This window comes from Paenibacillus sp. J22R67 (assembly GCF_059692175.1).
Map to the genome: position 1 here is coordinate 153,836 of NZ_JCAUAX010000004.1, position 26,649 is coordinate 180,484.

The following is a 26,649-nucleotide window of genomic DNA, read 5'->3' on the forward strand; positions in this document are numbered from 1 at the left end:
GACTTTCTTGTATAATCAGTTAGGATATAGATAACAGGTTGTTGAACAGCGGAACGAACATTCTAACGGAATGGGGGAGTCAACCATGAAAACAGTTGCGATTATTGGCGGCAGTCAAACGAGCACTTTCAAAAAGATGGGTGAGAAGCGAGGCTTAATTGTGGAGCATCACAGCGGTAAAACGGGTGGAGGCTCCATTGAAAATTATTTTAAGCGAATTATTAATCAGGCAGATGTCATTATTATCCTAAAAGGTGCCATAAAACATACGTCCATGTGGGCTGTCAGGGAACTCGCAGAAAAAATGGGGAAGAAGATTGATTACCATGATGGGTTTGGTGCTACTGGTGCGATCGAGAAGGCCTTACATTTAAGTTGAATGATGATTATAAATCTAATTCTGACCGGAAAACCGGAAGCATGGATATTGAATCCATGCTTTTTTCTATTCATCATCTATGCGAGAGGAGGGATAACAATGGGAATATTACTGGATACCGTTAAGTTTCTCAAAAAGCAAAAATCCAGCACACAGACAACACCAGATGATGTCTACCATGTTGAGGAATTATTCATCGAGGATCATGGTCCCCTGATCGAAGCTCATATTAATTCTGAATTCTGGCATGTTAGCCATCCCAAACTATCTAGTAGGAAGGAATGAATCGCTATGAATCAAATTAACATCTCTTACAATGAAGTTCCTGTACCTGTTAACTTCATTGGTACAACTCAAAAGTTGATTCCATCCCTATTATCTGCATTAAAGCTCAACAAAATTACGTTGGCATCCATTCAGGAGCCTTTGTGCATTGATTTATATAACTCGGAGGCTATTTTGCACGCAAGCGAAGGAAATAAATACATAATTCCCATTTTTAAAAGAAGAAGGACGTGGTAATCCATGTTCAATAGAGGTACACAGAAATAGGTGCATTTCCTCCTGTTTTCATGGAGAGAGTGTACTTTTTTTTTGCGTCCAAGCCCATTTTCCGAGTCAGATATAAACGATTTAAATACCCTAGTCTGGCATTCTTCATGCTATATTTACCGAATAAGAGAACGAAATCAAGAGAGCGATTCTAAGTTTTGTTTTCAACTATTTGGACTTGTAGCTATAATAGAGTATAAAGAGACAAAAGGGGTGTAGAACAGTGGATTACAAAATAGATATAACATTTGAACCATTACATGAGCTTATCAACAGTCTACATACCTATATTTGCCGTAAATCCTATAAGAAGATCGATTTAACTTCCGCATGGGCTAAGGAAAGCCGCAAGCGCTTAACTCCCGAATTCGCCTCGCTGCTTGATGAAACGGAAGTTGATTCCAATTGGAAATTGACATATCTGCTTGTCCACTTATGCCCGGAAAAAAAGCATGCTGATCAATTTCTTTCATGGCTGGAGGGTTTGAGTCCAGGTGATTTATATGAATTGATGTCGGACTACATTAGCCAGTTTCCAGATCATATGGGCGCTTTCAGATCAAAGACGTTATCCCTTTTCTCCCAATGGAACGAGCTATATTTTCAGCATATTGACCCCCTGATCATACAAAGGCTTCAAGATGAGGCTGACCATCGCAAAGCTATACAGCCAACAATGAAGTCAGACAATTTTGTCGATGAGACGACGAATGGGTTATGTTTTAAGCCAATGAAAGGATTGGAACAATTAATATTAATTCCCCAATACCATTTTCAGCCTATTAATGTCATTTCTTCGTTTCGTCAATTAACGATCTGCAATTATTCGGCAAGGATTTATTTCAATGATGAAGAGGAATTACCCCCTCATGAATACCGTATTATTCGCAGCTTAGCGGAGATGAGTCGGCTGAAAATATTAAGATATTTGCATCAGGGGCCGCGAAGTTTTATTGAAATCGTCCGTCATCTTAAATTATCGAAAGGAATTACGCACGATCACATCTCCAAGCTTCGGAGTGCAGGGCTCATTTACGCACATTTCGAAGGGGAGACATTAACGGAGTACAGTTTAAGAGAGGATGCACTGCTGCACTTTCAGAACAAACTAACCTCTTATATCAAACACGAGTAACAGGAATAGAACTATCAAGAAATCATTTTCGCTTCGGTCTTCGGAGTGGAAATGATTTTTTTTATTTCTAATTAACTAACACATGTTTCTTTTGTGTGAGAAATATTTTTCGGTTCTCTCTTTACAGAACTGCAATTCGTTTTTATAATATGATTATTAACTTATTCATAGCGATTTAGTCGGAATTAATTCATGGGAGGGTTTATTATGAAAAAAAGCTTTATTGTTTTATCTACCTTATTAACCGTTGGTTCGCTGCTTTTATCCGCTTGCTCGGATGATCAAGGGACTACGCCGACACAAGGCGGTAGCACACCAGCAGCGACAAATGCAAACCAAACAGCTGCACCGGCTAGTGCACTGGCTGAGGTTAAAGCGGCGGATTTGTCCAAATTGCCGAACAGCGCCAAACAGCGCACGGATACGATCATCGTCGGCCTTACAGATCCAAGCGGCGCATTCACCCCTTATTTCCATCAAAGTGGATATGACGGGAATGTCTCATCTTTGCTATACACGCCACTAGTCACAGTGGACAACAAAGGTGTTCCTACGCCTGGACTTGCAGAGAAATGGGATGTTTCCCCGGACAACTTAACGTACACCTACCATCTTCGCAAAGACTTGAAATTTAGCGACGGAACTCCGATTACCGCCGAAGATGTTGCATTTACCTGGACCATTCTACACGACAAAGCGTACGACGGTGATATGCAAGTCGATGTCTTGCACGTGAAAGGCGGCAAAGCATACAAAGAGGGGAAAGCCACTAGTATAGAGGGCATTAAAGTGATCGATCCCCAAACGATCTCTGTTACTTTAGAACAACCGAATGCAACAGCGCTTCTGACGCTCGGTTCCGATGTCCTATCTAAGGCCTATTATGGCAAGGATTATAAATTCGGCCAGCTGGATTACATTAAGAAGCTTCACGAAAAGCCAGTAGGTACGGGTCCGTACAAGCTTGAGAAATTCATGCCAGGGCAAGAAGTGCGCTTCGTGGCGAACGAGAATTATTATGGCGGCAAGCCGAAAACAGAGCATTTTATTTATAAAACATCGCAAGGCGACGCTTGGCAGTTTCTTGAAACCGGCGAAGTGGACTATGCTTCGTTCAGCGCAACAAAAGAAAACGTGGATAAGCTGAAAAAAATGGGCTTTGTCAACATTATTCCTTATACACCGAGCACATATGGCTACATACAAGTGAATTTGGAGCATGACCAACTGAAAGACAAAAAAGTTAGACAGGCGTTTGCCTATGGCATTGATCGTCAAAGTATTTATGTCGACGCTAATCAGGGCGCAGGAGAAATTGCTAATATCCCATCATCACCGATTTCATGGTCCTATACAGAGGAGGGGATTAACCCTTACAAGTTCGACGTTGAAAAAGCAAAGCAATTGCTCGACGAAGCGGGCTGGAAACCTGGCGCAGACGGTATTCGTGAGAAAGATGGCAAACCATTGTCGATTCATTTCCTCGGATCCAAGAGTGCGCAGACGGACAACTTTATTGCTATAACGACGGAATCGTTCAAAACGCTTGGCGTCAAGTTCCAACCGGAGGTATTTGCCGATTTCAACGCACTTGTTTCCAAAGTGGAGAGCGGGGATTACGATATGGTGAGCTTCTCTACTTCTTTGATTACCGATCCATCGGACGGTTTACAGCCATTCGTAGACGGTGAGATTAAAGGCTATAACAACCCGAAATTCAAAGAATTATATGATAAAGGCTTGGCAACTATCGATATTGAAGAGCGCAAAAAAGTGTACAAAGAAGTTTATCAGCTGATGAATGACGAGTTGCCGGTCATTTTCACGAACTACAAGAAGACGGTCTATGGCTATAACGGTAGAATTGAGAATCTATCTGTAAGTCCGTTTAATGGACTTTCCACGAGCTTGCCGAATTGGTCGTTGAGCAAACAACCATGAGTACTTATTTAACGAAAAGATTTGTCTACATGATTGTCATTTTGATTGCTGCATCATTTCTGATTTTTAGCTTGTATGCCCTGACCCCGGGGGATTTCATTAGCGGTAATATCAAACTATCACCAGAACGGAAAGCGGAGCTGCGGGAGATCTACGGACTGAACAAACCGCTATTGGAGCGTTATGGCCTATGGATGAAAAATGCGTTCCATGGCGACTTTGGATTCTCGCTGGCACAGCAGAAGCCGGTACTCAAACTTTTCAATGAGTATATATGGAATTCGTTTTTGCTAGCTATCGTCTCTACATTCCTGACATGGTTTATTGCTGTCATTGTTGGTGTTGTTGCAGCCTATAAACAGTATTCATGGTTTGATACGCTGGTGATGATCGGCATCTTCGCTGCCATGTCGATTCCATCGTTTTTTATCGGGCTTTATTTGATTAAAATATTGGCGGTAGACCTGAAATGGGTGCCGCCGGGAGGCATGTTGACGACGGGCAGCAATGCAACTGGTTTTGCCTACTACTCAGAGGTCCTCCATCATATGCTGCTGCCAGTTATTGTCTTGACGTTACTTGGTCTAGGTTCACTAACTCGTTATTTCCGCAGCAATATGATCGAAGTCATTAAGCAAGACTACATCCGTACAGCTCGGGCAAAAGGGTTGAAAGAAGGCAAGGTGCTATTTACTCATGCCCTTCGCAATGCGCTGCTTCCGGCTATCACGCTGGTTGGCTTTGAACTGCCTGCTTTGTTCGGGGGTTCGTTAATCACGGAAAAAATATTCAATTGGCCAGGTATTGGACAGCTCTATATCCAATCTTTCTCGTTGCGAGACTATCCACTTCTGGTAGGCTTCACGATGTTCATCGCTGTACTCACCGTCATCGGTACGCTGATATCGGATATTTTGTATCATATCGCCGATCCGCGAGTCCGATTATAGAGGAGGAACATCGTTATGCCATCATCATTATGGAGACAATCTTTCAGGCGTTTACTCAGAAATAAATTAGCTGTATTTGGCTTAATTGTCGTCGTGATTATGTTTCTAGCCTGCTTCTTGGGGCCATTATTCTCACCCTATACGAATGGCAAAATTAATATGGCGATGATGAATAAGGCCCCAAGCTTGAAGCATTGGCTCGGAACCGATGGACTAGGTCGTGATGTATTGACGCGAGTGCTGCAAGCCGGACGCATTTCGTTAACGGTTGGACTAGCGTCAATGGTACTGTCTGTGGCGATTGGTACGCTTCTTGGAGCTATAGCGGGTTACTACAGAGGGATAGCAGATCAAATCATTATGCGGATTTCTGACTTGCTGTTAACCATACCGCACTTGCCCTTGTTGTTCATTTTTGGAGCACTACTTTCTGAATGGAAGGTACCTACAGGCAGCCGTATGTATATTGTTATGCTGATGCTTAGCATCGTTGGTTGGCCGAGCCTTGCCCGCATGATTCGTGGCCAAATGCTCAGTCTTAGGGAAAGAGAATTCATGCAAGCTACGGTCGTTCTTGGTTTGCGAGATCGCCGTAAATTGTTTAATCACTTGTTGCCTAATTTAATTCCGCTGCTCATCGTGATCGCTACGCTGAACATTGGGGGAGCCATCCTAAGCGAATCGGTGCTTAGCTTCTTCGGACTCGGGGTTATGCCGCCAACCCCTACTTGGGGCAATATGATCGATGCGGCGAATAATTTGATCGATTTTCAGGAGCGGCCATGGTTGTGGATCCCGCCAGGCTTCTCGATTTTTATTACAGTTATAGCCATTAACATATTCGGTGATGGTCTGCGTGATGTGCTGGATCCGAAACAGAAAAGGTAGGTGACCTGCATCCGATGAGTGATCTGCTTGAGATTGAACACCTACGAACTTATTTTCAAACAGAAGGTGGAGTCGTCAAAGCGGTTGACGATGTGAGCCTGCATGTAAGGCAAGGGGAAACCGTTTGTATTGTTGGAGAATCCGGAAGTGGCAAAAGCATTACCGCTTTGTCTGTCATGGGGTTAATTGAAGGACCGGCGGGCCAGGTCGCTGGCGGTAAGATTTCTTTCCAAGGCGAGGATCTGCTGAACTTTAACAAAAGTCAGCTTCGAGCGATCCGCGGTAAAGAAATCGCCATGATTTTCCAAGAGCCAATGACCTCGCTTAATCCTGTGTTGACCATAGGTCAACAACTGATGGAGCCGCTTATTGAGCATCAGAAGTTAAGCAGGAAGCAAGCCAAACAGCGAACAATAGCGTTGATCGACAAGGTCGGGATTTCACGGGCTGAGCAAATATTCGGGAGTTATCCGCACGAGTTAAGCGGCGGGATGCTGCAGCGCATCATGATTGCGATCGCGATTTCCTGTGGTCCGAAGCTGCTTATCGCCGATGAGCCAACGACCGCACTTGATGTCACCATCCAAGCGCAGATTCTGGATCTGCTAAGGCTTTTCAAAGAAGATTCACAAATGTCCATTCTCTTAATTACGCATGATCTGGGTGTTGTTGCGGAGATGGCAGACTATGTGGTCGTTATGTACGCTGGCAAAGTCGTCGAAGAAGGAGAGGTTGTTGAGCTATTTCAGAATCCGCAGCATCCTTACACACGAGGGCTTTTAAAATCGAAGCCAGTTATTAATCAACGGCAAGAGGAGCTATACTCAATTCCAGGACAAGTGCCTAATCCGCTGGACCTGAGAGAATCGTGTTATTTTCATGACCGTTGTGAACACTGCATGGACATCTGCCGGATAAAGTCGCCTCCTTTAAAGGAAGTTGCTAAAGGGCAAAAAGCCGCCTGCTGGCTGTATGAGGAGGCGATGCATAGTGTCTGAGCCACTGTTAAGTGTGCATGATTTGAAAAAATACTTTCCAATCAAGTCGGGATTATTGAACAGAACTATCGGACATGTGAAAGCTGTTGATGGGATCAGTTTAGAGATTCAACCGGGAGAAACATTCGGTCTTGTCGGCGAGTCAGGCAGTGGAAAAAGCACGGTTGGACGTACGATTCTTCGTCTGACAGAGAAGACGGCCGGGGAAGTGAAGTTCAAGGGGATTGATCTGTACAAGCTGCCAAGCGATGAGCTGAGAAAGCTGCGTCCCAAGATGCAGCTCATTTTCCAAGACCCGTACAGCTCATTGAACCCGCGAGTCAGGGTTGGCGATGCAATCGGAGAAGCGCTGCTTGATCATGGTCTCGTTCCTAAGGAAGAAATCAGGGATCGTGTGCTCGAAGTGCTAGACTCCTGCGGTCTGTCGAGCTATCATGTTGATCGCTTCCCGCATGAGTTCTCCGGAGGGCAGCGTCAGCGGATCGGCATCGCTCGTGCACTTGTGTTGAAACCGGAACTGATAATAGCCGACGAGCCCGTCTCAGCATTGGACGTATCCATTCAGGCGCAGATCATTAACTTGTTTCGCAAACTGCAGGAGACGCGGGATTTATCCTACCTCTTCATTTCTCATGACCTAAGCGTGGTCGAGCATCTCTGCAACCGGATTGGCGTCATGTATCTTGGTTCCATGGTAGAGACAGCTTCCCGAGACGAACTGTTCCGTAATCCGCTGCATCCTTATACCAAAGCGCTGCTGTCCGCTATTCCCATCCCCATTCCTAAATTGAAGCGGGAGAGGATCTTGTTAAAAGGTGATATGCCAAACCCGGCTAACCCGCCTTCAGGTTGCAAGTTCCATACAAGGTGCCCTTATGCAACCGCCGTATGTAAGGAGCAAGTGCCTGCATTCAGAGATGTGGGTGGAAACCATTTCGTTGCTTGTCACTTCGTTTAAAGGATTCAATTTATGCATGGGAAATGAGGGGAGTACATGCCGATAGTTAAACTTCCGCAGCCTTACGCGCTGCGATTGGAAATGTTACGCGCAAAAGGCTATTCGAAAACTGAAATGATAGAGATTGCAGTCGGGTACAATGAAGCAGAGTTTAAGGAGTTAATCCATTCAGAGGTCGATTGGAAAGGTTTTATGACTTACCGGCACGAGTATAAGGAAACCTTAGTGTCGGCAATAAACGATGGATACCAATTCAGCTTTATAACGTTTGGAGGTATCAAGAATTTACTTGCAATCAGGTTTAATAAACTAGAGGATGCAGACTATGATATTGTAGAGTCTACTTTTCGGAATTTGACACTTAGCTCGGAGCAATTTCAGCTGTTTAGATCTCTTGTCCCGAACCACTGGAAAATGAGTCTTACGCCATCCATCAGTGAAGCTGGTGAAGAAATAGTTAAAGTTCATATTGAGCTTCAGCATGTATAAAAAAACGTATGCTTGTTACCCGATGGGTATCACAGCATACGTTTTTTTTGTGATGAAACGATGGGAATTGTTGTCCATGGTTATTGTGAAATTCGATGATTCGGAATCTGGAATTCCACGGCGGTGCCCCGGTCAGACAACTTAGAGAAATGCATCAGGACCGAGTCGCCATAGGAGAGTACGAGCCGTTGGTAAACATTAGATACCCCGGTGTGCTGATGAAAATAAGGATCATTGAGGTCAAACTCTCCACGAGTCATCTTGTTGATTTTCTCCAAATCAGTATCCTGTATGGAGTTACCTGTGTTTTCAATGCGAAAGAAAAGCTCAGCGTCCTGCCTATGAATGCTAACGGTCAGAATAAAATCATCGGCCTTCATAGCCGGAGTCCAGCCGTATTTAAGAGCATTTTCGATAAACGGTTGGATCACGAGCTTCATGACAGGCAAATCCATCAGATCTGGACTTACCTCCCAGTTGCACGTGACCTCCACACCATTTCGATAGCGGTGAATTAATAAAAAATGGGTAACAAAAGCGATTTCTTCGCGCAGGGTAGACCAGCCATGATCACTCCTTGCGTTATATCTCATCATTCGTGATACACTCTGCACGATGCTGCGGACTGCTTCGCCATTGAACTTCATGGCCAAAGATTCAATCGTTTCCAGAGTATTGAAGAGAAAGTGCGGATTAATTTGCGCCTGCAGCAGCAGGAGCGCTTTCTCTTTTTCCTTAACCTTGGATTCGTATAACTGATGTTCGACTCTTCGCAACCCGGAAATCAGCGGAAACGCGATGAAACAAGCGGCAATGATGCTTAGGCAGGCAATGAGCAGGGTCCACAGCCTGGACTCTTTAACGCCTTGCGTTATGGCATCAAATGGGGTCAACAGCACCATTTGCCATCCTGAGGGCATTATTTCTTGGGCAATAACCTCGTACTGTTCACCTTCGGACTCAAATAAGAGTTCTTCTCCCGGCAGTCTCCCTTTTTTAAGGACATGATTGAGATTATCCTGAAGTTCTTCGGAGATCTTCTCTTTGGCTATGACGGTTCCGCTAGTGGGATGATATAATAGGATTTGACCGTCGCCAGCCTCATAGGTTTCATTCATAAGGGTTCGGAAATGCTCGGTTTTGATATCGACGATCAGCCACGCGTCAACTTCTCCGCTAATTAAGTAAGTGACTGGCCTAATAAGAGAGAGGCTTTCCTGAGGATTACCTAACGTATAAAATGTTTGATGGACCTGGCTCAGCAGGGGTTTGTTCACGGAGACGACTTTCTTAAAAAGCGGATCGGAAGTAAAGTTATAACTATAATTCATACTTTTCTGATTGGAATTATATAATATCTTACCTTCCTTGTCGTAATAAACGATGCCCTCAATTTCCGGATGGGATTGTAGCAGCGGGTCGAGTTTGAGCCGAAAGGTAAGGATGCTATCAGCTTGACTGACGATATCGTCCTTTGGGATATTGATGTATTTCTGAAAGCTCGAATCAATAAGAAGCGGGTCTAAGCCTTGGTTAATTTCTTGAACCGATTGCGAGACTTCTCTGGCTGCATACCGGGCGAACTGCGATGATACGGCAGATGAATGGAGCAGGCTGGAGCGAACCATTTGATAGTGCCAGCTAAGGCTGGCAAGCAGAATAGGTACGATCGTGATAATAAGCACAATCACTAAAATTTTGTATTTTAGCGAAAGTGGCAGGGTTCGGAGCGAGCTGCGCACGAAGCATTCTCCTTTCGGGAGGTTATTTGTAGGTATCAGCTTCAGATTCTTTGTTATTTTACAATAAAAATATCGGTTGAGGTGGGTTCATATGAAAATATGTGTAGCAGATGATGAGAAGGAAGTTCGGCACAGCATCGTCCTGAAATTGACGGAATCCCACCCCTATGCGAACGTCTTTGATGTAGGCTACGGGTTTGAGGCGCTGGAGCAAATCAAGCTCATACGTCCCGAACTCGTTTTTTTGGATATCCGAATGCCTGAACTGGATGGCCTCGATATGCTGGCGAAGGTGATGAACGCGCTGCCTAAGACGAAAGTCGTTATGCTGACTGGCTACAGCCACTTTGAGTATGCGAAGAAGGCGGTACATTTCGGTGCTTCCGATTATTTGCTTAAACCCGCCGATGTAGATGAATTAAAGCAGCTCGTACACACAACCTATGAGCGATTGGCCGAACGACTGGGAATGGAGCTAAGGGGCGCGTTGCAGGGTGCTCGGCTGGAGGCAATGAAGATCGACGGTATATTCTTTAGGAACGTCTCTCATTGGTTTGATGACCGGGTGCTGAAGTCGATAGAATTCGAAGAGGGGTCTATTCGTGCCGAAACTCATCCTAACACTATATGCGGTTTTGAATGCCAAGGGCAGCGAGTCCTGATTGTGGCGGCGGAGCCCGCTTACAGTGGGGGAGGCTTCCGAGATTCGGGCCAGCTGACGCATATATGGCCCGTAGAGTGGAAGGCCTGGGAAACGAAACGGTTTTACGGAAACGGAGCTGTGCATAAAGGACGTTACAGGTCGAATGCGGACTCGGCAGGCGGAAGTAGGCTCGGTATTGTTCGAGCGGTGAAGACAGCGGATCGGGAGAAGCTGGATGAAGATCTGTCCCTATGGTTCCAGGAGCTGCAGAGACTGCAGGTCGATGTGGTTCGGGAGGAATGCGCGAAGCTCGTCTCTCTACTTGATTCGGACTTAACCGAAGGGCAAACCTTTACCATTTTGGAATACGGGCCAAAAGAGATATGGGTGCGGGAAGTGGAGCGCTATCCGAGCTGGCCGGAGCTGAGGACCTGGCTGCAGGAGTGGGTGATGAAGCGTTTTGACCAGTTGCATCCAGCCTACACGCCTAAAGGTTCCGCTGATTGGTTTGAGAAGGCGCTGAGTCTTCTTGAACAGCGCGCAGACATGGACATTACCTTGGAATCGCTGGCTGCGGAGTCCGGTGTGCACCCGGTCACGCTTAGCCGAATGTTCAAGCAGCAAACCGGGCTAAGCTTTGTCAGGTACCTAACGCGGAAGAGAATGGAAAAGGCGAAGCGACTGCTGATATCTGGTGACAAGTCGATTGCGAAGCTTGCCGAAAGTTTAGGCTACCAAGATCATCGCTATTTTACATCTTTATTTAAAAATGAGTGGGGAATGACGCCAGGGGACTACCGGAAACAGCATGGATCGAGCGTCGGAGAAAAATAAACGGCTAAAAAATTCGCCTATGGGCTAAATTTTTCTCGCTGTTAACAGCCTTCAAATACCGTATGATGGAATTACATTAAAACCAAGTATACCAATGTGTTTTAATAGGATGTCTACCGGAAGACCGGCGATGTGAAAACTTTTGTCGGAGGGGTTAGGATTTATGAGAAAAAGAGGGTTAACTAGCTTGGCATTGCTGCTGGCTGCAGGGATGGCTATCAGCGGCTGCTCGGATAATGGAACAAGCGGAACCGAGCAGAAGATAGAAGGTCAATCCAAAGAGCAGGTTACGATTAAGTTCTGGCACCGCTGGCCGGAGTCACAGCAAGCGTTGGAGCAGGCGATCAAAGAATTCTCGGAGAAATACCCTAATATTAAGGTGGAGCTGCCCGCAATCGCGTCCTCTCAATATGCTACCCAGTTGCAGGCCGCTGTGGCAAGCAACGACCTGCCGGATATTTTTGCCAACAGCAATGCGGTTCCCGTCGATCAATTGAATCGGCTTGGTCTCATTCGCGATATTGACGATGTTGTACAAGGTTATAAAGATAAGTTTTACGAGGGAACTTGGACCGAGGGCTTTACTACGTTGAATGGGAAGGTATATGCATTGCCTCATTTCACGCCACGCCGTTACGCTCACGTACTCTATTACAACAAAAATGTGCTGAAAAACGCGGGTTTATCCGAAAGCGACGTGCCCAAGAGCTGGGAAGATTTCGTTGCAGTTGGAGCCAAAATCAAACAAAGCAGCAGCGACGTATATCCATTAATTCTGGGAATTAAAACGGACTGGCTGGCCAGCGGTTATTTAGGCCAAATGGCTACGGCGATTAAGCCGGAGGTCGTTCCCAATGATGGTTTTAATTTAAAAACAGGACAGTATGAATTCGATTCTCCGGGTTTCGTGGAGAGCATTGCGTTTATTAAAAAGCTTCAGGACGATAAGCTGCTTCATCCGAACAGTCTGGTTATCGATTACAGGGAAGCATCCAGTTTGTTTGCCGGGGGCAAGGCGGCTTTCGTCATTGACGGCACGTTTCTATCCTCGGAGCTTCAGCAAAATAACAAATTTAACGATTTTGGCGTCGCACCATTGCCGACGAAGGACGGAAAGCCTCAATATTATGCGTTCCAGGGGGAAACGAAGGCGACGCTGCATGTAAGCAAAAATACGAAGCACTATGAGGAAGTCAAGCTGTTCCTGCAGTTTTACATGGATCGTTACTACACCAAACAGTTGGAACTTGGCATCGAGGGGTCACCGATTATCGATCAGAACAAAACGGTGAAGATTGACAATCCGCCATTCGTTGAGGCTCAGAAAATTCAAGACCAAACGTTTATTCTTTCGCCACATCCCTATACACGCAACCGTGCAGCGGTTCAAGTAAATACGGAGCTGAATGGGAAGAAGCCGAAGGAAACGGTCGGTAAAATTTTGGAGGGATATTTAGCAGGTCAAGTCAAGGATGTGAAAGCCCAGCTTTCGCAATTGACATCAGGTTATAACAAAGCGCTGCAGGAATCGATAGACAAAGTGAACAAATCTGGAACACCCGTGCAGCAGACGGACTACCAATTCCCCAACTGGGTTCCGCTGCAACCCTATTCGACAGACAAGTATAACGAGTTGAAAAAATAAACGACAAGCAGCAGGCAGTGGAGGGCTCGCGTCCGAGACTGCCTGAGTACTGCGGTGAGCCGCAGCCCGAAAGGAGGAACATCCTTGAGTCGCACTGCTTCCGTCATTCGATGGCCGGCTTCCCGCCGGACGCGAATTCGTTACTTATGGGCCTACGCCCTGATCGGACCGCAGGTTCTGTTTTTCCTCGCGTTTACCGTATATCCTATCGTGATGAGTTACGTGTATTCCTTTTACGAATGGAGCGGATTCGGTCCCCTCGAAAATTTTATTGGATGGGACAATTTTATCAAACTAGTCCATGAACAAGCGTTCTGGAATGCATTTCGTAACAGTTTAATCTATATGACGGCTAAGACCTTAATTCTATTGCCGACTACGCTCATGCTTGCTCTCGTTTTGAATCAGGCACTATTTAAAGGCAAGGTATTTTACCGGACCGTATACTTTTTGCCGGTTGTAACAACTACATCGACAGTGGGAATCGTCATGAAATTCATTTTCGGCAACGAAAATGCGTTAGTCAACGAGGCACTGATGGAGCTGGGGGTACTTTCCAATCCGATTCCGTGGCTCGGTCAGGCCGATACCGCAATGCTCGTGCTGATTCTGATCGGCTCGTGGAAATTTTTCGGCATGGTGCTAGTCTATTGGCTCGCCGGACTTCAAACATTGCCAAAGGACGTTTACGAAGCGGCAAAGACGGATGGAGCGAACGGACTGCAAACGCTGCGGTATATTACGCTTCCGCTGCTTGCCCCGGTGGGCGCTGTTATTCTTTTGCTGACGGTAGTTAACAGTATGCATGTATTCGATTTAGTCAAAACCTTGACCGGCGGAGGCCCCTTCTACGCGACAGAGACGGTGGATCTGTATATTTATAATTTCGCTTTCAGCACAAGTGGCTTCCCACAGATCGGATATGCGTCGGCGGCTGGTATTGTATTTGGCGTTGCCATATTTATTTTGACTGCACTTCTCGGTCTTCTTGTGAAGTGGCTGCAGCAGGCAGGAGGCAGGGGATGATGAGAAGAAAAAAAGGTCATCTGACGAACGGATTTCTTCATATCCTGCTAACGGTCTTAGGCCTCATCTGGATTTACCCTTTTATTTGGATGATCTTCTCTTCTTTGAAGACGAATCAGGAGTATATCACCTCGGGCTTAAAGCTCCTTCCCGAATCCATGCAGTGGATGAACTATGTACGCGCTTGGAAGGTTGGCCACTTCTCCGATTATTTCATAAACTCGGTGATCGTGACGGTATCGACGGTCGTTATTGTTACCTTGCTGTGCATGTTGACCGGCTATGCGCTCGGTCGCGTCAACTTCCCGGGGAGAAAGCTGCTCGTATTTATCTTCAGCGCTACTATGTTTATACCAAAGGGATACACCATTATTCCGGTGTATTTGATCGTGAAACAATTGGGACTTCTCAATACGATGCCCGGTGTCATTTTAGCGGAATCCTCCGGTGCCCATGTGTTGTTCATTCTGTTGTTCATGGCTTATTTCCACGGCTTGCCAAAGGAGCTGGAGGAGTCCGGGGAGATGGACGGGAGCGGCTTTTTCCGGATCTTTTGGCAGATTATGCTGCCGCTATCGAAGCCAATTATCGCGACCACGGTCATTATGCAGTTCATTTGGACTTGGAATTCGTTTTTTGTTCCGTTGGTTTTTACACTGAATAAACCCGAACTACGTACGCTTGCAGTCGGCATGTTTTCGTTTGCGGGCGAGCATACAATAGACTGGTCCGGTATGGCCGCGGGCGCATCCATTTCGCTAGTGCCGGTCATCCTCGTATTTATTGCATTCCAAAAGTATTTCATAGAAGGTATTTCCGGTTCTGTCAAAGGATAATAAATGTAACCAGGGAGGCTGCACTGAATGGAGAAAAAACCGCATATCGTTATATTCAACCCTGATCAATGGAGGGGAGACGTCCTCGGACATGTTGGTAACGCCGCGGCTGTAACGCCGGTGCTTGACCGATTGGTGGAAACCGAAGCCGTCTCGTTTCGCAGCGCCTTTTGCCAAAACCCGGTGTGTACGCCGAGCCGATGCTCGTTTATGAGCGGCTGGTATCCGCATGTACGGGGCCATCGCACGATGTTCCATATGATGCAGCCTGATGAACCGGTTCTGCTCCGCACATTAAAAGAGCAAGGCTACTCCGTATGGTGGGGCGGGAAGAACGACTTGGTACCAGCGGAGAATGGCTATGACGCTTACTGCGATATCAAGTATAAACCGGAGAAGCAGCCGCGCCCGGAAACGAACCTTCACGGTTATGATCGGTGGAGGGGGGAGCCCGAGGAGGACAATTATTACTCCTTCTTCGCCGGCAAACTTGAAAAAGACCCAGCCGAGGAAGCTTATTATGACAACGATTGGGCGAATGTGTTAGGGGCTATCGAATTTATTAAGAATGCTCCTGAGGATCAGCCAATCTGCCTGTATCTGCCCTTGCTTTACCCTCATCCGCCTTACGGCGTGGAGGAGCCTTGGTTTAGTCAAATTGACAGGGAGAAGCTGCCGCCAAGGATTCCGGCACCTGATAATTGGGACGGCAAGCCAAGTCTGCTTAAGGGGATTTACGAAAGGCAGAATCTTCAAACATGGACGGAGGAACGCTGGGACGAGCTGCGAGCGACCTATTACGGTATGTGCTCCCGAGTGGATCATCAGTTCGGACTGCTTCTCGATGCTTTGAAGGAAGCCGGTATTTATGACGATACGGCGGTGTTCTTCTTCTCCGATCACGGTGACTTCACCGGAGATTACGGAATCGTGGAGAAGACGCAGAATACGTTTGAGGATACGTTAACCCGGGTACCTTTTGTTGTAAAACCACCGAAGCATATTCCCGTTGTACCGCGAGTCAGCGATGCACTGGTGGAATTGATCGATTTTCCCGCTACGGTCGAGGCGTTACTTGATTTGAAACCGGAGCACACCCATTTCGGACGCTCGCTTCTGCCGCTCCTGGCGGGGGAAACAGACGAGCATCGTGATGCTGTCTTTTGCGAAGGCGGCAGAATTCATGGCGAAATTCACTGCATGGAGAAAGACAGCGTCTCTCAGACGACACCATCCGGTTTATATTGGCCGAGAGTAGGCTTGCAGCAGAGTGAAGGATCGGAGCATACGAAGGCCGTCATGTGCCGCACCAAAACGCATAAGTATGTAAGGCGCTTATATGAGTCGGATGAGCTTTACGATCTGCAAAGCGATCCCGGCGAAACGATTAATCGGATAGACGAACCTTCATTATCCGGCGTGCTCGCTGAACTGAAGGACCGGCTGCTGACCTTTTATCAGGAGACGGCGGATGTGGTTCCGCATAAGACCAACCACCGTTTTTAGTTTTCATAGCATCTTGAAAGGCGCGAAACAGCCGACTGGAAGGGCGGGCATAGGATAGTCTTTTCTCTTAGCGTGTTGAACCATGTGCCCCTGGCATGTAAGATAGGTTCATACAGCAGGAGGAAGGGAGCAGCTATGTGGTCGTATACAGTCGGTTTATTCCGTGATTTATCCCCTGGCGTCAAACGATTTATTGCAACCGAAAGCTTATTTGGCATCGGCGCTGGCATTTTTAACTTGGTTTTAAACTTACATCTGCTGGACCTGGGCTTCTCCAAAGAGGACATCGGGCGTATCACCTCGCTGGGAGCGCTGACCGTGGGACTGACCAGTCTCCCGGCAGGCATCATCGTCAAATACATAGGCCGTAAAACGATGCTCGTTATCGGTATGCTGCTGGCTTTTTTAGCGTTGATTATCTTTGGATGCGGCACCAGTGTCAGCATGATTACCACAGCACAGCTCACTTGGTCACTAAGTATTACCGCCATTGTGAATTCGGAAATTCAACTGATTTTTCAATATTGCCGCACGAAAAAAGAAGAGACCAGCGCCTACTCGCTGCTGTTTGCAATCTTTACCTTATGTACCGGCATTGGCACATGGTTGGGAGGTTATCTCCCGTTGTGGCTGCCAGGGCACAGTACGTTGTATCAATACGCCTTTTTCGTGGCTGGCGGCTGTTTGGGGCTCTCCGGTATTCTTAGGGGCTTGCTGCTCCCGTCTGCCAACGACCGAGCAGTTGCAACTGGGAAGTCAGGTGCTTCCGCAGTTCCTTCTTCAGTCAGGCACAAGAAGGCGCACGCCTATTCGTTCATGTTCCTGCTTGCGTTGCTTATCTTTAATTCAGGCTTCACCTTTGGTCTGTTGAGTCCGTTCCTCAACGTCATTCTGAAATTTAGATTTGGGATGGAGGACGGCAGTATCTCTGGGCTTCTAGCGCTCTCTGGTGTGTTCTTTTTTGTCGGTTCACTTCTCGTTCCGTACCTCTTGGAGCGTATGGGCAGCCGCACTGCCTTTGTATTCCTCTTTCTGTATAACATCCTAGTGGTAGGGCTGATGGCGCTTACTATGCCTAGCTCCGTCTTTGCCGTGCTGCTGATGATTCGAGGCACTGGCTTTACGATGCTGAACAACATGATGGATAGCGAATGCATGTCCGCGGTTGCCGAAGAAGACCGCAATGTTTTTGCCGGGATGCGGACGGTTTCACGGAGTATCGGCAACACGATTGCGTCTTATTGGGCCGGGTACATTTTGGCTGGCAATCATTACTCTTTGCCATTCTTGTTAACTGCCTTAGCGCTGCTGGCAGGGTTTGCTGTGTATATGTGGTTCGTGCAGGGCAAGCTGGCTCAGAAACTGCAAGGGCAGATGTGAGGTAATCTCTTCGCAGAATGATAGTTGAATACAACGCAACAGGCAGCCGTCTAAATGATGGCTGCCTGTTTTCCGATTACCCTTATTTTTTAACCACAGGCACCCAAAATTCGCCGTAGAAAGTGCCGTCACCGTTGTCTTTGCGATAAGTCGCATTTGGACCACCGATGTACGCATAATCAGTGATTTGGGCCAAGACTTCGCCAAAAGCGCGGTAAGTCAGCTGATCAAACAATGTTTCCTTCTCGCCATTTCCTGCGACCACGATGTACTCGCTCTCTGGAAACTCGATGGTGCGTGTTGCGTCAGCCACTGATTTGCCAGCTTCTACCGCGAAATAATTCCACGGTTTTCCTTGATAAACCTCATTAACTGACCATTCGCGATCATCTTTTGCGGCGTGTTTGAGCTTATTAAAACGGCCGTCAGCCTTGAGTTTATCCCAAAACTCGTTTTTTTCTTTTTGCAAAGCTGGCATGTCTTGAAAATTCGACTGGATTGAAAAACCATAAGCGGTCAATGTGAATGATTTCTTGTGTTCAAGCGTGTAATTTGCCATGTGAGTGCTCCTTTTAATATAACTTCTGGTTTTTTGATTTAGTCAGCTTTGATAAGGATTATTTTTCGACTTTATTTACACGAAGCCACATTTCGCCGTAGAATTCACCTGTTTCATTTGCTTTCACGAACGTCGAATTACCAGGACCAACGTATTTGTATTCTGTGATTTCTTGGATCAGACCGCCGAAAACTTTGCCTGTGATTTCGTCAGCGAGGCGGTCTTTGTCAGCGCCTATCCCGGGCACGACGAGGTAATCGCCAGCGAGGAAATCGAGGACGACCGCACCTTCCACGTTGAACTCACCCATTACGCCGAAGCCGCGCCAAGGCTTGCGGTCGAGGTTGTAGTTGATTTGATATTCTTGCCCGTCAGCGAGTGCGAGAAGTTCAGCAAGCTTGCCGTTTTCAGTGATTTCAGCTTTTTTAGCTGCAGTTTTTGCTGCATTGCCTCCCCAGTCGTTGTAGTCATCAAATGAAACACCGAAAGCAGTCATTTTGTAGTTTTCTGAGATTGTTTTGATGGAGTAGTTCGTCATTTTGTTCTCTCCTTTGTGGGATTTATTCTTTACAAGACTGATTCTATTTGCCAAATGTATCAAAAATTGATACTGTTTATCGAAAACAGAAAATGTTCCGTCAGTGCTGATATTTTATGCTGCATTTTTGATATAATAAAATTATGAATAAAACAGAACGAGTGAACCTGATCATGCGTTACATCAATAACCGTGCGCATTTTACGATTGCCGAGATTCAGCGAGAGTTCAAGATTTCCCGCGCGACGGCGATCCGCGACATAAACGAAATTCAGGCGATGGGTTTTCCACTGACGTCTGAGCTTGGGCGCGGTGGCGGATACTATGTCCTGCAGAATCAATATCTGCCCGCCGCCCGCTTTACGCCAGAAGAGCTTAAAGCGATTTTTATCAGCTTTATCGCCTCGAAAAATTCGCAGCTGCCTTATCTGCAAAATCGCCGCTCAATCACTGAAAAACTTATCGGCATCGCGTCGCAAACCCAGCAAGATGAGCTGATCGAGCTGAATAATATCTTGCTTTTCGAAAATACAAATCCCGCCAATCCAAATCTTTTGGAGCTCGATGATGCGGCGCCTGCGGAGCTAAACCAGTTGATTTCGCTTGCTGTGCGGGATAAACATCTACGCGTGACTTATGAGCTGAGTCTTGGCTGGCCGCAGTTGCTGGACGTTTTTTTGCTGCATATATTTAACTCGAACGCTCAGTGGCTGGTCGAGGTTTATGATTTTGATACGGATGAGTTTCGTTATTTGCCTGTTGAGATGCTGCGGAATTCGACAATTTCTGAGCAGGAGATGAAGTGGTCTGAACAAGAGATTTTAAACAAGAAACTGCTTCGTGCACGTGAATCCAATCTTGTTGTGAAACTTGATTCGATTGGGATTCAGCGCTTTAAGCGTATGCACCCTCCTGGGATAATTTTGTCCTTAACTGGGATGTTTCAATCGAGCGGGATTTTTAATGTTCAGTTGGATGTGACCGATGTTGAGGCGCTGGCGTATTATGCGGATTGGCTTTTGTTTTTGGGGAAAGGGGTCGAGTTTGAGCGGATTCCCGATGAACTGCGTGTGATTTTTGAAGAGCGTTTAGCCGCTTTAAGATTTATCTGAAATTTTTCTTTTTGCTATAAACTAGTCATCATGTATAAAAAAACGTATGCTTGTTACCCGTTACCCGATGGGTATCACAGCATACGTTTTTTTGTGATGAAGTGATTCGATCGTGGCGAAGGATTAACAGCTGGATATGTCTCCTGAGAATCACCGGATTCACCATTTACCAGGAGGCGTCAATTGTAAAAGAACTTTATTGAATCATAGTGTAAGAAAAATGTTTATCTAATGCAAAGTTGATAGCTCCCAGAGCGCCTCCGATTTCGCCTAGTACCGCCGTATGCAAGGATATTCCCGAGGAAAGGGCGGGCATGGAACGTTGGTTCATTACTTTTGTAGCTGTTTTTACATAAGTACGGCACATGCCTGGAATGAAACCGCCGAGGATAATGGCTTCAGGATTCAGTAAATTGACGAGATTAGCCAGAGCAATGCCGAGGTATGTAGCGGCATGGTTGATGACTTGCACGGCTAATTCGTCTCCTTCATCTATCTTACGATACTGACAATCCGATTACGACCTTCATCTTTTGCCCTATATAAGGCTTTATCCACGGATTCAAGTAATTCGTTTAAATATGTACGGGGACTTCTTAGACTTTCGAAGGCGAAATTATTAATTGATAGTAATCCGATACTTATCGTGATCGATAAAGAATGAGGTATATTTTTAACTATCATCTTATTGGATTCAACTGTGGATTTGACTCGTTCGGCTAAGATACTTGCCTGTGATTGACTCGTTTGCGGTAAATAGATGATAAATTCCTCTCCGCCATAACGAGCCAAAATGTCAGTTTGTCGCAGGGTTTGTTTGATTGCTTCCACAGTGCTATGTATCATCTGATCACCGACTAAATGGCCGTAATTGTCGTTGATTAATTTAAAATAGTCGATATCTAATAAAATTACCGCAAATGGCAGTTGATACTTGATATTATTCATTACTTCGTGTTCTAACTTTTGTGTCAGGTAGAGGCGATTATAAACACCTGTTAGACCATCGGTTATTGCCATCTGTTCGAGTTTCTGATTGGTTTGAGAAAGCTCATCTTGTATTAAAATTAGCGCTTGGTTACGTTCTTGTAGGATTTCGTTCTGAAAGTTCGTTTCATCAATGAGGCGATGAAGTTCACTCACATCTTGAAATGTGACTACTCGTCCAACCATTTCACTATCAACACGGATAGGCGCGGTTTGAATATTGATATGGCGTTCATTAGGGAACTTCATCTCGATTTGAGTTCGCCTCAGAGGGTACCTTTGGTACGTTTGAAGGAATAAATCAATATGGCCACTAGAATGCCCTTTGGAGAGAATGTTTGCCATATCGAAACGGGAACCTATATGCAAGTCAATGTGAGGACGTAGAGACCGATTTATTTCTACAACTATTTCATTATCATCAAGTACCAGAATTCCATGATCTATTGTGTCAATAATATCTTGATGGGCTATTTTCACAATATCAAATGCTTTATCGCGATGAATGGCAATAACAAAGAAAATAACAGATAGTAGAATACCTAATGATGTCAATCCTGGAATGGCGGGCAAAGATAAATTTAGGACAACATTAAAGAATATATCTAATAATATGAATACGGTCATTACTATAATTCCTCTAAGCACTTGCATAACCTGCGTTTTGATACGAGGTGACTTGTCGGATATTAATGCTCGACTCATCATATATAGCGAAACTATAATATAGCCAATCAAGACAGTAAGGATATACCAGAAAAGGGGTCCATAAGATCTGTGGATATAATTACCTTGCAAAGGTAGGACGAACCTACCATTTGGATTGACTATCACGCAAGATGCTACTAATATAGCTGGAACAAAAAGCAATAATGACATTTTTTTTCTCAGAAATAGTGAATGACCTGTCAGAAAAATGGTGAAAAGAAGCCAACCAACGGCAATCAGGCACATGTCAATAAAAGATAGTTTCAGATAAAATAATTGAACATTGGGATTGTCTGTCGTTCTAATGGCAAACTGACAGATAGGCCATAACATCATAGAAAAATGGAATGTTAAATAAACTTTGTGCAGGACAGTGATTGTTACTGAAACAAATACATATACAAATAAAGCAAACAAGAGGAAAAACAAAGTTATGTCGATAAACGATAAAAAATCCATTTTACACCCTCTAAAGTAATAATAATATTCATATAATTACTAGACTTGGGTCAAAAGTCCTGCTTCATTTTACTACTATATAATTTATATGGAAATATCACAACTCAGCTCACAAAGATATAGCATAAAGACACTTCTATTTTTTGATGGTTAGTGAACTTAGAAGCGAATCGAAACGATCATGAGACTGGACATAAGAAAAAGTAGTTTAAATAAAAATTATATTGACTAAAACTATATTTAATTATATATTATTGGAGGATAAAGTTTTCTTCATAATCTTTTTTGCAGTGGGGTTCGGGTGTGGAAAGCCGAATTCCACTTTTTTTATATTAAAAAAGCTTCAGGAATCACTCAGCAACTGGCACCGGGCAGATAGATTCAAATGGATACATCGGTTGAAAGGCTTAAGAAAAGAAAGTTGTAATGAAAAAAGTAATTAAAATAAAAACTATATTGACATTAACTATATTTAATTATATATTATTGGAGGATAAAGTTTTCTTCATAATCTTTTTTGCAGTGGGATTCGGGTGTAGAAAGCCGAGTTCCACTTTTTTTAATTTAAAAAAGGGGGTCAGAAATCACTTCGTAGTAAGTAATTAAATCTAATCCTTTCAATTATTATTCTTTACGAGATTCTGAGCGATTGAAAGGGAACTAATGGTATCATTTTTATAGTATTGACTTGAACTATATTAATAAATATAATAAAAAAGTAAATTATATTAATTTTTAATTGTATTCATTAAAACTATATTCGATCTAACTAACCTGCCCCGCTGCATCATACTATTATTGTTTGAAGGGAGGAGGAGGCATTCTCTTGTGTAAGTTTAAAGGCGATGATTATTGGCTCGATGAGCTCATAGGGAATTATTCAATTTTGTGGGATCTGGGTGTTAGGTGATGGAGATTGAAAGTTTTAATGTTCGCAACAAGGCTTTACACACAAAAAAATGTCTAATTCGATTTAATCGAATTAGAAAGGAGAAAATGAAAAATATGAAAAAAAGTATGAAAGTAATCACATCTGCTACTATGATTTTCTCGATGTTCGCTTCAATCGCTATGGCGGATTCTACAACAGGAGAATCGGTTAGTACTCAGGCTACGTCCACTAAGACATCCAAGGACTTCACTGATCTGAAAGATCTTGATGAGGCTACAAGAGTAAAGTTTGACGCAATGATCAGCGCAGGTATCTTTGACGGTGTAACGGATACGACATTTGGTCTGAAAGAAGAAATGAACCGTGCGCAATTTGCGAAAGTTGCCGCTTTAATCATGGGCCTTGAATTAAACAAAGATCTTAAAACTTCCAGTTTCTCTGATGTAAAAGCTGACGACGCTGCTAACGGTTACGCGCTTCCTTACATCGAGGCTCTGAAAGCAGCTAATGTTACGGATGGTTATGGCGAAGGCACGTACAACCCAGCTGGTAAAGTAACAAAAGAGCAACTTGCTACTTTCTTGGTTCGCGTACTGGGGAAAGACGATGAAGCTAAAGGGATAACAGGAACTGATACTACTGTTTCCAGTTGGGCGCAAGGTTATGTAGCTTTGGCATTAGAAATGAAATTGTTCCCTAAAGCTGAAGGTACTTTCAGCGGTCAATCCAACGCTACACGTGACCTTCTTTTAACTGGTGCCTATGAAGCTAAAGCTCAATATGTGGCTCCTGGTAAATTGACTGTAACCGGCGCTAAAGCAGCTGGCGTACAAAAAGCGGAGGTTTCTTTCAATAAGCCAGTTGATACAGCGAAAGCAACCTTTACACTTAAAAAAGGCACTACTGAAATTAAAACAACTGCTCAGTGGTCCGATGACAAGAAAACGGCTACTCTGGTTCTTGCCGACGAAAAGCTTCGCACTGGCGAGTATACGGTGTCTGTGAACGGTTTGGACGCAGAGACGGTTGACAAAACAACGGCAACATTTAAAGCAGAAGATGAAGTGTTGAAAAAAATCGAATTTTTGTCCGCTAGCGATACGATCGCTCATTCCAAAAGTACAGTTGTTAAAGTTAAAGGCGTGAACCAATACGGCGAAAATGCTTCTTTCAACTCCGGCAGCTACACAGTATACGCAGGTAGCGCTAGCTTCACAAAAGTTAATAAATTAGATGATAATACACTGGCTATCACATTGGATACTACGCAAAGCACTCCAGGTGTCGGCATTGTTTCACTATCCATCGTCAACAACGATCAACACGTGACGGCTTCGAAGAACTTCAAAGTAGGAACAGATCCAATCCTGACTAAACTAGAGCTTGGCGAAGCACAATACTCCAATACGAACAAAGCCATCACTGGTAAAGGCGACTCTGTTAAGTTTGATCTTAATCTGTTTGATCAATACGGTGGTTATATCACTTATGATTCCCCAGAATTCAAAAAAGAAAATATCAACTTGATCTGGAATGAGTATATTGGCTCAACTACAAAGAGCAGCAATGAAATTATTAAATCAGAATACGAGGATAACGGTAGCAACATTCCTCGCTTGAAGCTTTCCTTGACTGATAACGTAGATAAGAGCGGTGACTACACATTTACAATCGTCAACCAAGCAGCTACAGCTACTGGTAAAATTAGTATTAAATCGACTTCAATTGCAACAAAAGTTGAAATTGGCGATTTTAATGACGTCATAGCTGCAGGCGATCAAGATGTCTATATCCCAATCGTCGCTTACGATGCAAGTGGAAAAGAACTGAGCGTTGATGATTTGACTAGTGACGCTAACCGCGAAAGAATTAAAATTACAGCATCTGGCGTAGATGGATCCATTGCTGGACAAGGCGAGATTATGGAATCTGGCGCTCACAGAGGTTCTATACACTTGAAAAACATTACTGGCGTTTCTAAAGGCTCTGTATCTCTAACACTTGTGATTGCATCTCCGAACGCAACAAGCACAGCCACAAAAACTTGGACTGTTGCTGACGTTCGTATTCCAGACCGTATTAAAGAAGTAACAAAGCCTGCGAAAGAAATGATCGGTTATGGTAACCCGGATGCATCTGATGCAGCTAAAGCGTTGGCATCCAATTACACATTCCAATACCAAATTCTTGACCAATACGGAAAAGTCATGGATTACAACTTAGATACAAATGGAAATAGTGGAAATAACAGCGTGGGTACTTCAGTAACTTACGATGTATATGTACAACTTCAAAATCTGCCTGATAACGGTGACAACAAAAACTTCAATGCTTTCAAAGTAACTAGAATTGATGATGTTGCAGTTCCACTTGCTGATAGTACAAATGTATACTCCTTTACAGGTGCTGATGAAACAGATGAAAAAGCGTTCAAAGAGTTTAATAAAGGATTGAAAATTACGGCACTCGCAGGCAACGAAGGCAAAAAAGCTAATCTGCGTATTGGTATCCGTAAGATTGACAAAGCAGATCCGAAAAAAGTACAAGAAATCACTTATGTGGAACAACAAATTGCTGTAGCGCCTGCTGCTAATTCAAGTACTGGCGAAGAATGGACTTATACAATGGCTAGTGGAGTGAAGTTGTTTAATTTACTCGACAGTGATGTCCTAGTTGGTTCTGGAATCGATCTAAAAGGAACTGGCGCAATTGCTAACTCTCTGTTGAGCAAACGAATCAACATTAAAGTTACTAATGCAGCTGGCGATGTTGTAGCTGTTCCAAACAACTTCATTACAAATGTAACAAGCTCTAATCCTGCAGTTGTTAGAGTTGAAAAACGTATGCTTACAAGTGATGGAACTAAATCAGGTAGCGCTGGTAGATGGTATATGGTTGGTAATAAAGCAGGTACTGCTACAATTACAGCTACTTACGTTGATAACAAAGGAAAAACGAAGTTTGCTACTCAAACTGTAACCGTAGCTGAAGAAGCTCCTACAGTTGCATCGATGACAGCAAATAACAAAATCACGGTTAGCAATACGGCAACTGGTGCCGTTTATGCTGCAACTACTAACTATGTTGCTTTCGGTGAGAAAGATCCAGCTAAACTTGCAGACGGTGTTAAAGGTAATTTTGGTCTTACGAGCGTTTCATTTACTGACTCTTATGGTCTTGTGTTTGACGGAGACGATGTCAATAAATATAATTACTTCTACGGTCTTTCATTTACTGTTCAACATATAAATGCTACTGCTGGCAAAGTGACTGATGTGACTTTGGATGCAAACAATAAAGTTCATATTGCTCCTGAATTCAAAGGAACATTTGACGTTGTTATTATTGCACCGAGCGGCAAAACAACAACTACTGAAGTAACAGTAGAATAACATTCAAATCTGTAACAACAGATGTACAAAAGAGGACCCTTCGGGGTCTTCTTTTAGTTATTCTAAAATTGTTCCACCAATGCAAATGTTATATACGGAA

General features: G+C 44.4%; 23 protein-coding genes. 18 read left to right on the plus strand and 5 right to left on the minus strand.

What is annotated here, in order from left to right; genetic code table 11:
- Positions 1–85 precede the first annotated feature (85 nt).
- The 10 genes from AC58VC_RS16995 to AC58VC_RS17040 all read left to right on the plus strand — a co-directional run bounded on the left by AC58VC_RS16995 (position 86) and on the right by AC58VC_RS17040 (position 8,290).
- Positions 86–379, plus strand: coding sequence for a DUF2325 domain-containing protein (locus tag AC58VC_RS16995; protein WP_497369941.1), 294 nt, complete (start codon positions 86–88; stop codon positions 377–379).
- Positions 380–478: 99 nt separating this feature from the next.
- Entirely contained in the window at positions 479–664 is a 186-nt protein-coding gene (locus AC58VC_RS17000; protein ID WP_497369942.1) for a hypothetical protein, read from the plus strand.
- Between the two features lie 6 nt (positions 665–670).
- A complete protein-coding gene (locus tag AC58VC_RS17005) occupies positions 671–901 on the plus strand; it encodes a hypothetical protein (protein WP_497369943.1) in 231 nt (76 codons plus the stop codon).
- Positions 902–1,154: 253 nt separating this feature from the next.
- Positions 1,155–2,066, plus strand: a complete 912-nt coding sequence (locus tag AC58VC_RS17010) for an ArsR family transcriptional regulator (protein ID WP_497369944.1) — start codon at positions 1,155–1,157, stop codon at positions 2,064–2,066.
- 207 nt (positions 2,067–2,273) lie between these two features.
- A complete protein-coding gene (locus AC58VC_RS17015; RefSeq protein ID WP_497369945.1) occupies positions 2,274–4,007 on the plus strand; it encodes an ABC transporter substrate-binding protein in 1,734 nt (577 codons plus the stop codon).
- Positions 4,004–4,957 (plus strand): ABC transporter permease, encoded by a 954-nt coding sequence (locus AC58VC_RS17020; RefSeq protein WP_497369946.1) that lies wholly within the window; start codon positions 4,004–4,006, stop codon positions 4,955–4,957. The genes AC58VC_RS17015 and AC58VC_RS17020 overlap by 4 nt, the downstream gene beginning before the upstream one ends.
- Before the next feature lie 15 nt (positions 4,958–4,972).
- A complete protein-coding gene (gene opp4C / locus AC58VC_RS17025; protein WP_497369947.1) occupies positions 4,973–5,845 on the plus strand; it encodes an oligopeptide ABC transporter permease in 873 nt (290 codons plus the stop codon).
- Positions 5,846–5,859: 14 nt separating this feature from the next.
- Positions 5,860–6,843 carry an ABC transporter ATP-binding protein gene (locus AC58VC_RS17030; RefSeq protein WP_497369948.1) on the plus strand — a complete coding sequence of 328 codons (984 nt, stop codon included), beginning with the start codon at positions 5,860–5,862 and terminating at the stop codon, positions 6,841–6,843.
- On the plus strand, positions 6,836–7,801 hold the full coding sequence (locus AC58VC_RS17035; RefSeq protein ID WP_497369949.1) for an ABC transporter ATP-binding protein: 966 nt from the start codon (positions 6,836–6,838) through the stop codon (positions 7,799–7,801). The genes AC58VC_RS17030 and AC58VC_RS17035 overlap by 8 nt, the downstream gene beginning before the upstream one ends.
- 36 nt (positions 7,802–7,837) lie before the next feature.
- Complete coding sequence (locus AC58VC_RS17040) at positions 7,838–8,290, plus strand: hypothetical protein (protein ID WP_497369950.1); 453 nt, start codon at positions 7,838–7,840, stop codon at positions 8,288–8,290.
- An 80-nt stretch (positions 8,291–8,370) separates the two neighbouring features.
- Here AC58VC_RS17040 and AC58VC_RS17045 read toward each other — a convergent pair whose 3' ends face one another.
- Complete coding sequence (locus AC58VC_RS17045) at positions 8,371–10,032, minus strand: sensor histidine kinase (RefSeq protein WP_497369951.1); 1,662 nt, start codon at positions 10,030–10,032, stop codon at positions 8,371–8,373.
- A gap of 91 nt (positions 10,033–10,123) precedes the next feature.
- Between AC58VC_RS17045 and AC58VC_RS17050 the strand changes: the two genes are divergently transcribed.
- The 6 genes from AC58VC_RS17050 (at position 10,124) to AC58VC_RS17075 (ending at position 17,902) form a co-directional block, all read left to right on the plus strand.
- Positions 10,124–11,509 (plus strand): response regulator, encoded by a 1,386-nt coding sequence (locus AC58VC_RS17050; protein ID WP_497369952.1) that lies wholly within the window; start codon positions 10,124–10,126, stop codon positions 11,507–11,509.
- Between the two features lie 163 nt (positions 11,510–11,672).
- Positions 11,673–13,154, plus strand: a complete 1,482-nt coding sequence (locus tag AC58VC_RS17055) for an ABC transporter substrate-binding protein (RefSeq protein WP_497369953.1) — start codon at positions 11,673–11,675, stop codon at positions 13,152–13,154.
- 84 nt (positions 13,155–13,238) lie between these two features.
- On the plus strand, positions 13,239–14,180 hold the full coding sequence (locus AC58VC_RS17060) for a carbohydrate ABC transporter permease (RefSeq protein ID WP_497369954.1): 942 nt from the start codon (positions 13,239–13,241) through the stop codon (positions 14,178–14,180).
- Positions 14,180–15,016 (plus strand): carbohydrate ABC transporter permease, encoded by an 837-nt coding sequence (locus tag AC58VC_RS17065; RefSeq protein ID WP_497369955.1) that lies wholly within the window; start codon positions 14,180–14,182, stop codon positions 15,014–15,016. Before AC58VC_RS17060 ends, AC58VC_RS17065 begins: the two co-directional genes overlap by 1 nt.
- 27 nt (positions 15,017–15,043) lie before the next feature.
- Positions 15,044–16,522 carry a sulfatase family protein gene (locus AC58VC_RS17070; protein ID WP_497369956.1) on the plus strand — a complete coding sequence of 493 codons (1,479 nt, stop codon included), beginning with the start codon at positions 15,044–15,046 and terminating at the stop codon, positions 16,520–16,522.
- Positions 16,523–16,657: 135 nt separating this feature from the next.
- Positions 16,658–17,902 carry an MFS transporter gene (locus AC58VC_RS17075; protein ID WP_497369957.1) on the plus strand — a complete coding sequence of 415 codons (1,245 nt, stop codon included), beginning with the start codon at positions 16,658–16,660 and terminating at the stop codon, positions 17,900–17,902.
- An 82-nt stretch (positions 17,903–17,984) separates the two neighbouring features.
- Here AC58VC_RS17075 and AC58VC_RS17080 read toward each other — a convergent pair whose 3' ends face one another.
- Positions 17,985–18,461, minus strand: a complete 477-nt coding sequence (locus tag AC58VC_RS17080; protein ID WP_497369958.1) for a GyrI-like domain-containing protein — start codon at positions 18,459–18,461, stop codon at positions 17,985–17,987.
- A gap of 58 nt (positions 18,462–18,519) precedes the next feature.
- Positions 18,520–18,999, minus strand: a complete 480-nt coding sequence (locus AC58VC_RS17085; RefSeq protein ID WP_497369959.1) for a hypothetical protein — start codon at positions 18,997–18,999, stop codon at positions 18,520–18,522.
- 143 nt (positions 19,000–19,142) lie between these two features.
- Here AC58VC_RS17085 and AC58VC_RS17090 point away from each other — a divergent pair, with 143 nt between their 5' ends.
- The gene (locus AC58VC_RS17090; protein ID WP_497369960.1) at positions 19,143–20,111 is read left to right on the plus strand and encodes a helix-turn-helix transcriptional regulator; all 969 of its coding nucleotides are present in this window, start codon (positions 19,143–19,145) and stop codon (positions 20,109–20,111) included.
- Positions 20,112–20,307: 196 nt separating this feature from the next.
- Here the strand turns inward: AC58VC_RS17090 and AC58VC_RS17095 are convergent, their stop codons facing one another.
- A complete protein-coding gene (locus AC58VC_RS17095; protein WP_497369961.1) occupies positions 20,308–20,583 on the minus strand; it encodes an ROK family protein in 276 nt (91 codons plus the stop codon).
- Positions 20,584–20,603: 20 nt separating this feature from the next.
- Positions 20,604–22,265, minus strand: a complete 1,662-nt coding sequence (locus tag AC58VC_RS17100; protein WP_497369962.1) for a histidine kinase N-terminal 7TM domain-containing diguanylate cyclase — start codon at positions 22,263–22,265, stop codon at positions 20,604–20,606.
- A gap of 909 nt (positions 22,266–23,174) precedes the next feature.
- Between AC58VC_RS17100 and AC58VC_RS17105 the strand changes: the two genes are divergently transcribed.
- Entirely contained in the window at positions 23,175–26,549 is a 3,375-nt protein-coding gene (locus AC58VC_RS17105) for an S-layer homology domain-containing protein (RefSeq protein WP_497369963.1), read from the plus strand.
- Positions 26,550–26,649: the final 100 nt, after the last annotated feature.

Excerpts from the sequence above, each read along its gene's own strand:
- AC58VC_RS16995 (WP_497369941.1), top strand. The coding sequence starts at position 86 with ATGAAAACAGTTGCGATTATTGGCGGCAGTCAAACGAGCACTTTCAAA.
- AC58VC_RS17000 (WP_497369942.1), top strand. The coding sequence starts at position 479 with ATGGGAATATTACTGGATACCGTTAAGTTTCTCAAAAAGCAAAAATCC.
- AC58VC_RS17005 (WP_497369943.1), top strand. The coding sequence starts at position 671 with ATGAATCAAATTAACATCTCTTACAATGAAGTTCCTGTACCTGTTAAC.
- AC58VC_RS17015 (WP_497369945.1), top strand. The coding sequence starts at position 2,274 with ATGAAAAAAAGCTTTATTGTTTTATCTACCTTATTAACCGTTGGTTCG.
- AC58VC_RS17020 (WP_497369946.1), top strand. The coding sequence starts at position 4,004 with ATGAGTACTTATTTAACGAAAAGATTTGTCTACATGATTGTCATTTTG.
- opp4C (WP_497369947.1), top strand. The coding sequence starts at position 4,973 with ATGCCATCATCATTATGGAGACAATCTTTCAGGCGTTTACTCAGAAAT.
- AC58VC_RS17030 (WP_497369948.1), top strand. The coding sequence starts at position 5,860 with ATGAGTGATCTGCTTGAGATTGAACACCTACGAACTTATTTTCAAACA.
- AC58VC_RS17040 (WP_497369950.1), top strand. The coding sequence starts at position 7,838 with ATGCCGATAGTTAAACTTCCGCAGCCTTACGCGCTGCGATTGGAAATG.
- AC58VC_RS17050 (WP_497369952.1), top strand. The coding sequence starts at position 10,124 with ATGAAAATATGTGTAGCAGATGATGAGAAGGAAGTTCGGCACAGCATC.
- AC58VC_RS17055 (WP_497369953.1), top strand. The coding sequence starts at position 11,673 with ATGAGAAAAAGAGGGTTAACTAGCTTGGCATTGCTGCTGGCTGCAGGG.
- AC58VC_RS17065 (WP_497369955.1), top strand. The coding sequence starts at position 14,180 with ATGAGAAGAAAAAAAGGTCATCTGACGAACGGATTTCTTCATATCCTG.
- AC58VC_RS17070 (WP_497369956.1), top strand. The coding sequence starts at position 15,044 with ATGGAGAAAAAACCGCATATCGTTATATTCAACCCTGATCAATGGAGG.
- AC58VC_RS17075 (WP_497369957.1), top strand. The coding sequence starts at position 16,658 with ATGTGGTCGTATACAGTCGGTTTATTCCGTGATTTATCCCCTGGCGTC.
- AC58VC_RS17080 (WP_497369958.1), bottom strand. The coding sequence starts at position 18,461 with ATGGCAAATTACACGCTTGAACACAAGAAATCATTCACATTGACCGCT.
- AC58VC_RS17085 (WP_497369959.1), bottom strand. The coding sequence starts at position 18,999 with ATGACGAACTACTCCATCAAAACAATCTCAGAAAACTACAAAATGACT.
- AC58VC_RS17090 (WP_497369960.1), top strand. The coding sequence starts at position 19,143 with ATGAATAAAACAGAACGAGTGAACCTGATCATGCGTTACATCAATAAC.
- AC58VC_RS17100 (WP_497369962.1), bottom strand. The coding sequence starts at position 22,265 with ATGGATTTTTTATCGTTTATCGACATAACTTTGTTTTTCCTCTTGTTT.
- AC58VC_RS17105 (WP_497369963.1), top strand. The coding sequence starts at position 23,175 with ATGGAGATTGAAAGTTTTAATGTTCGCAACAAGGCTTTACACACAAAA.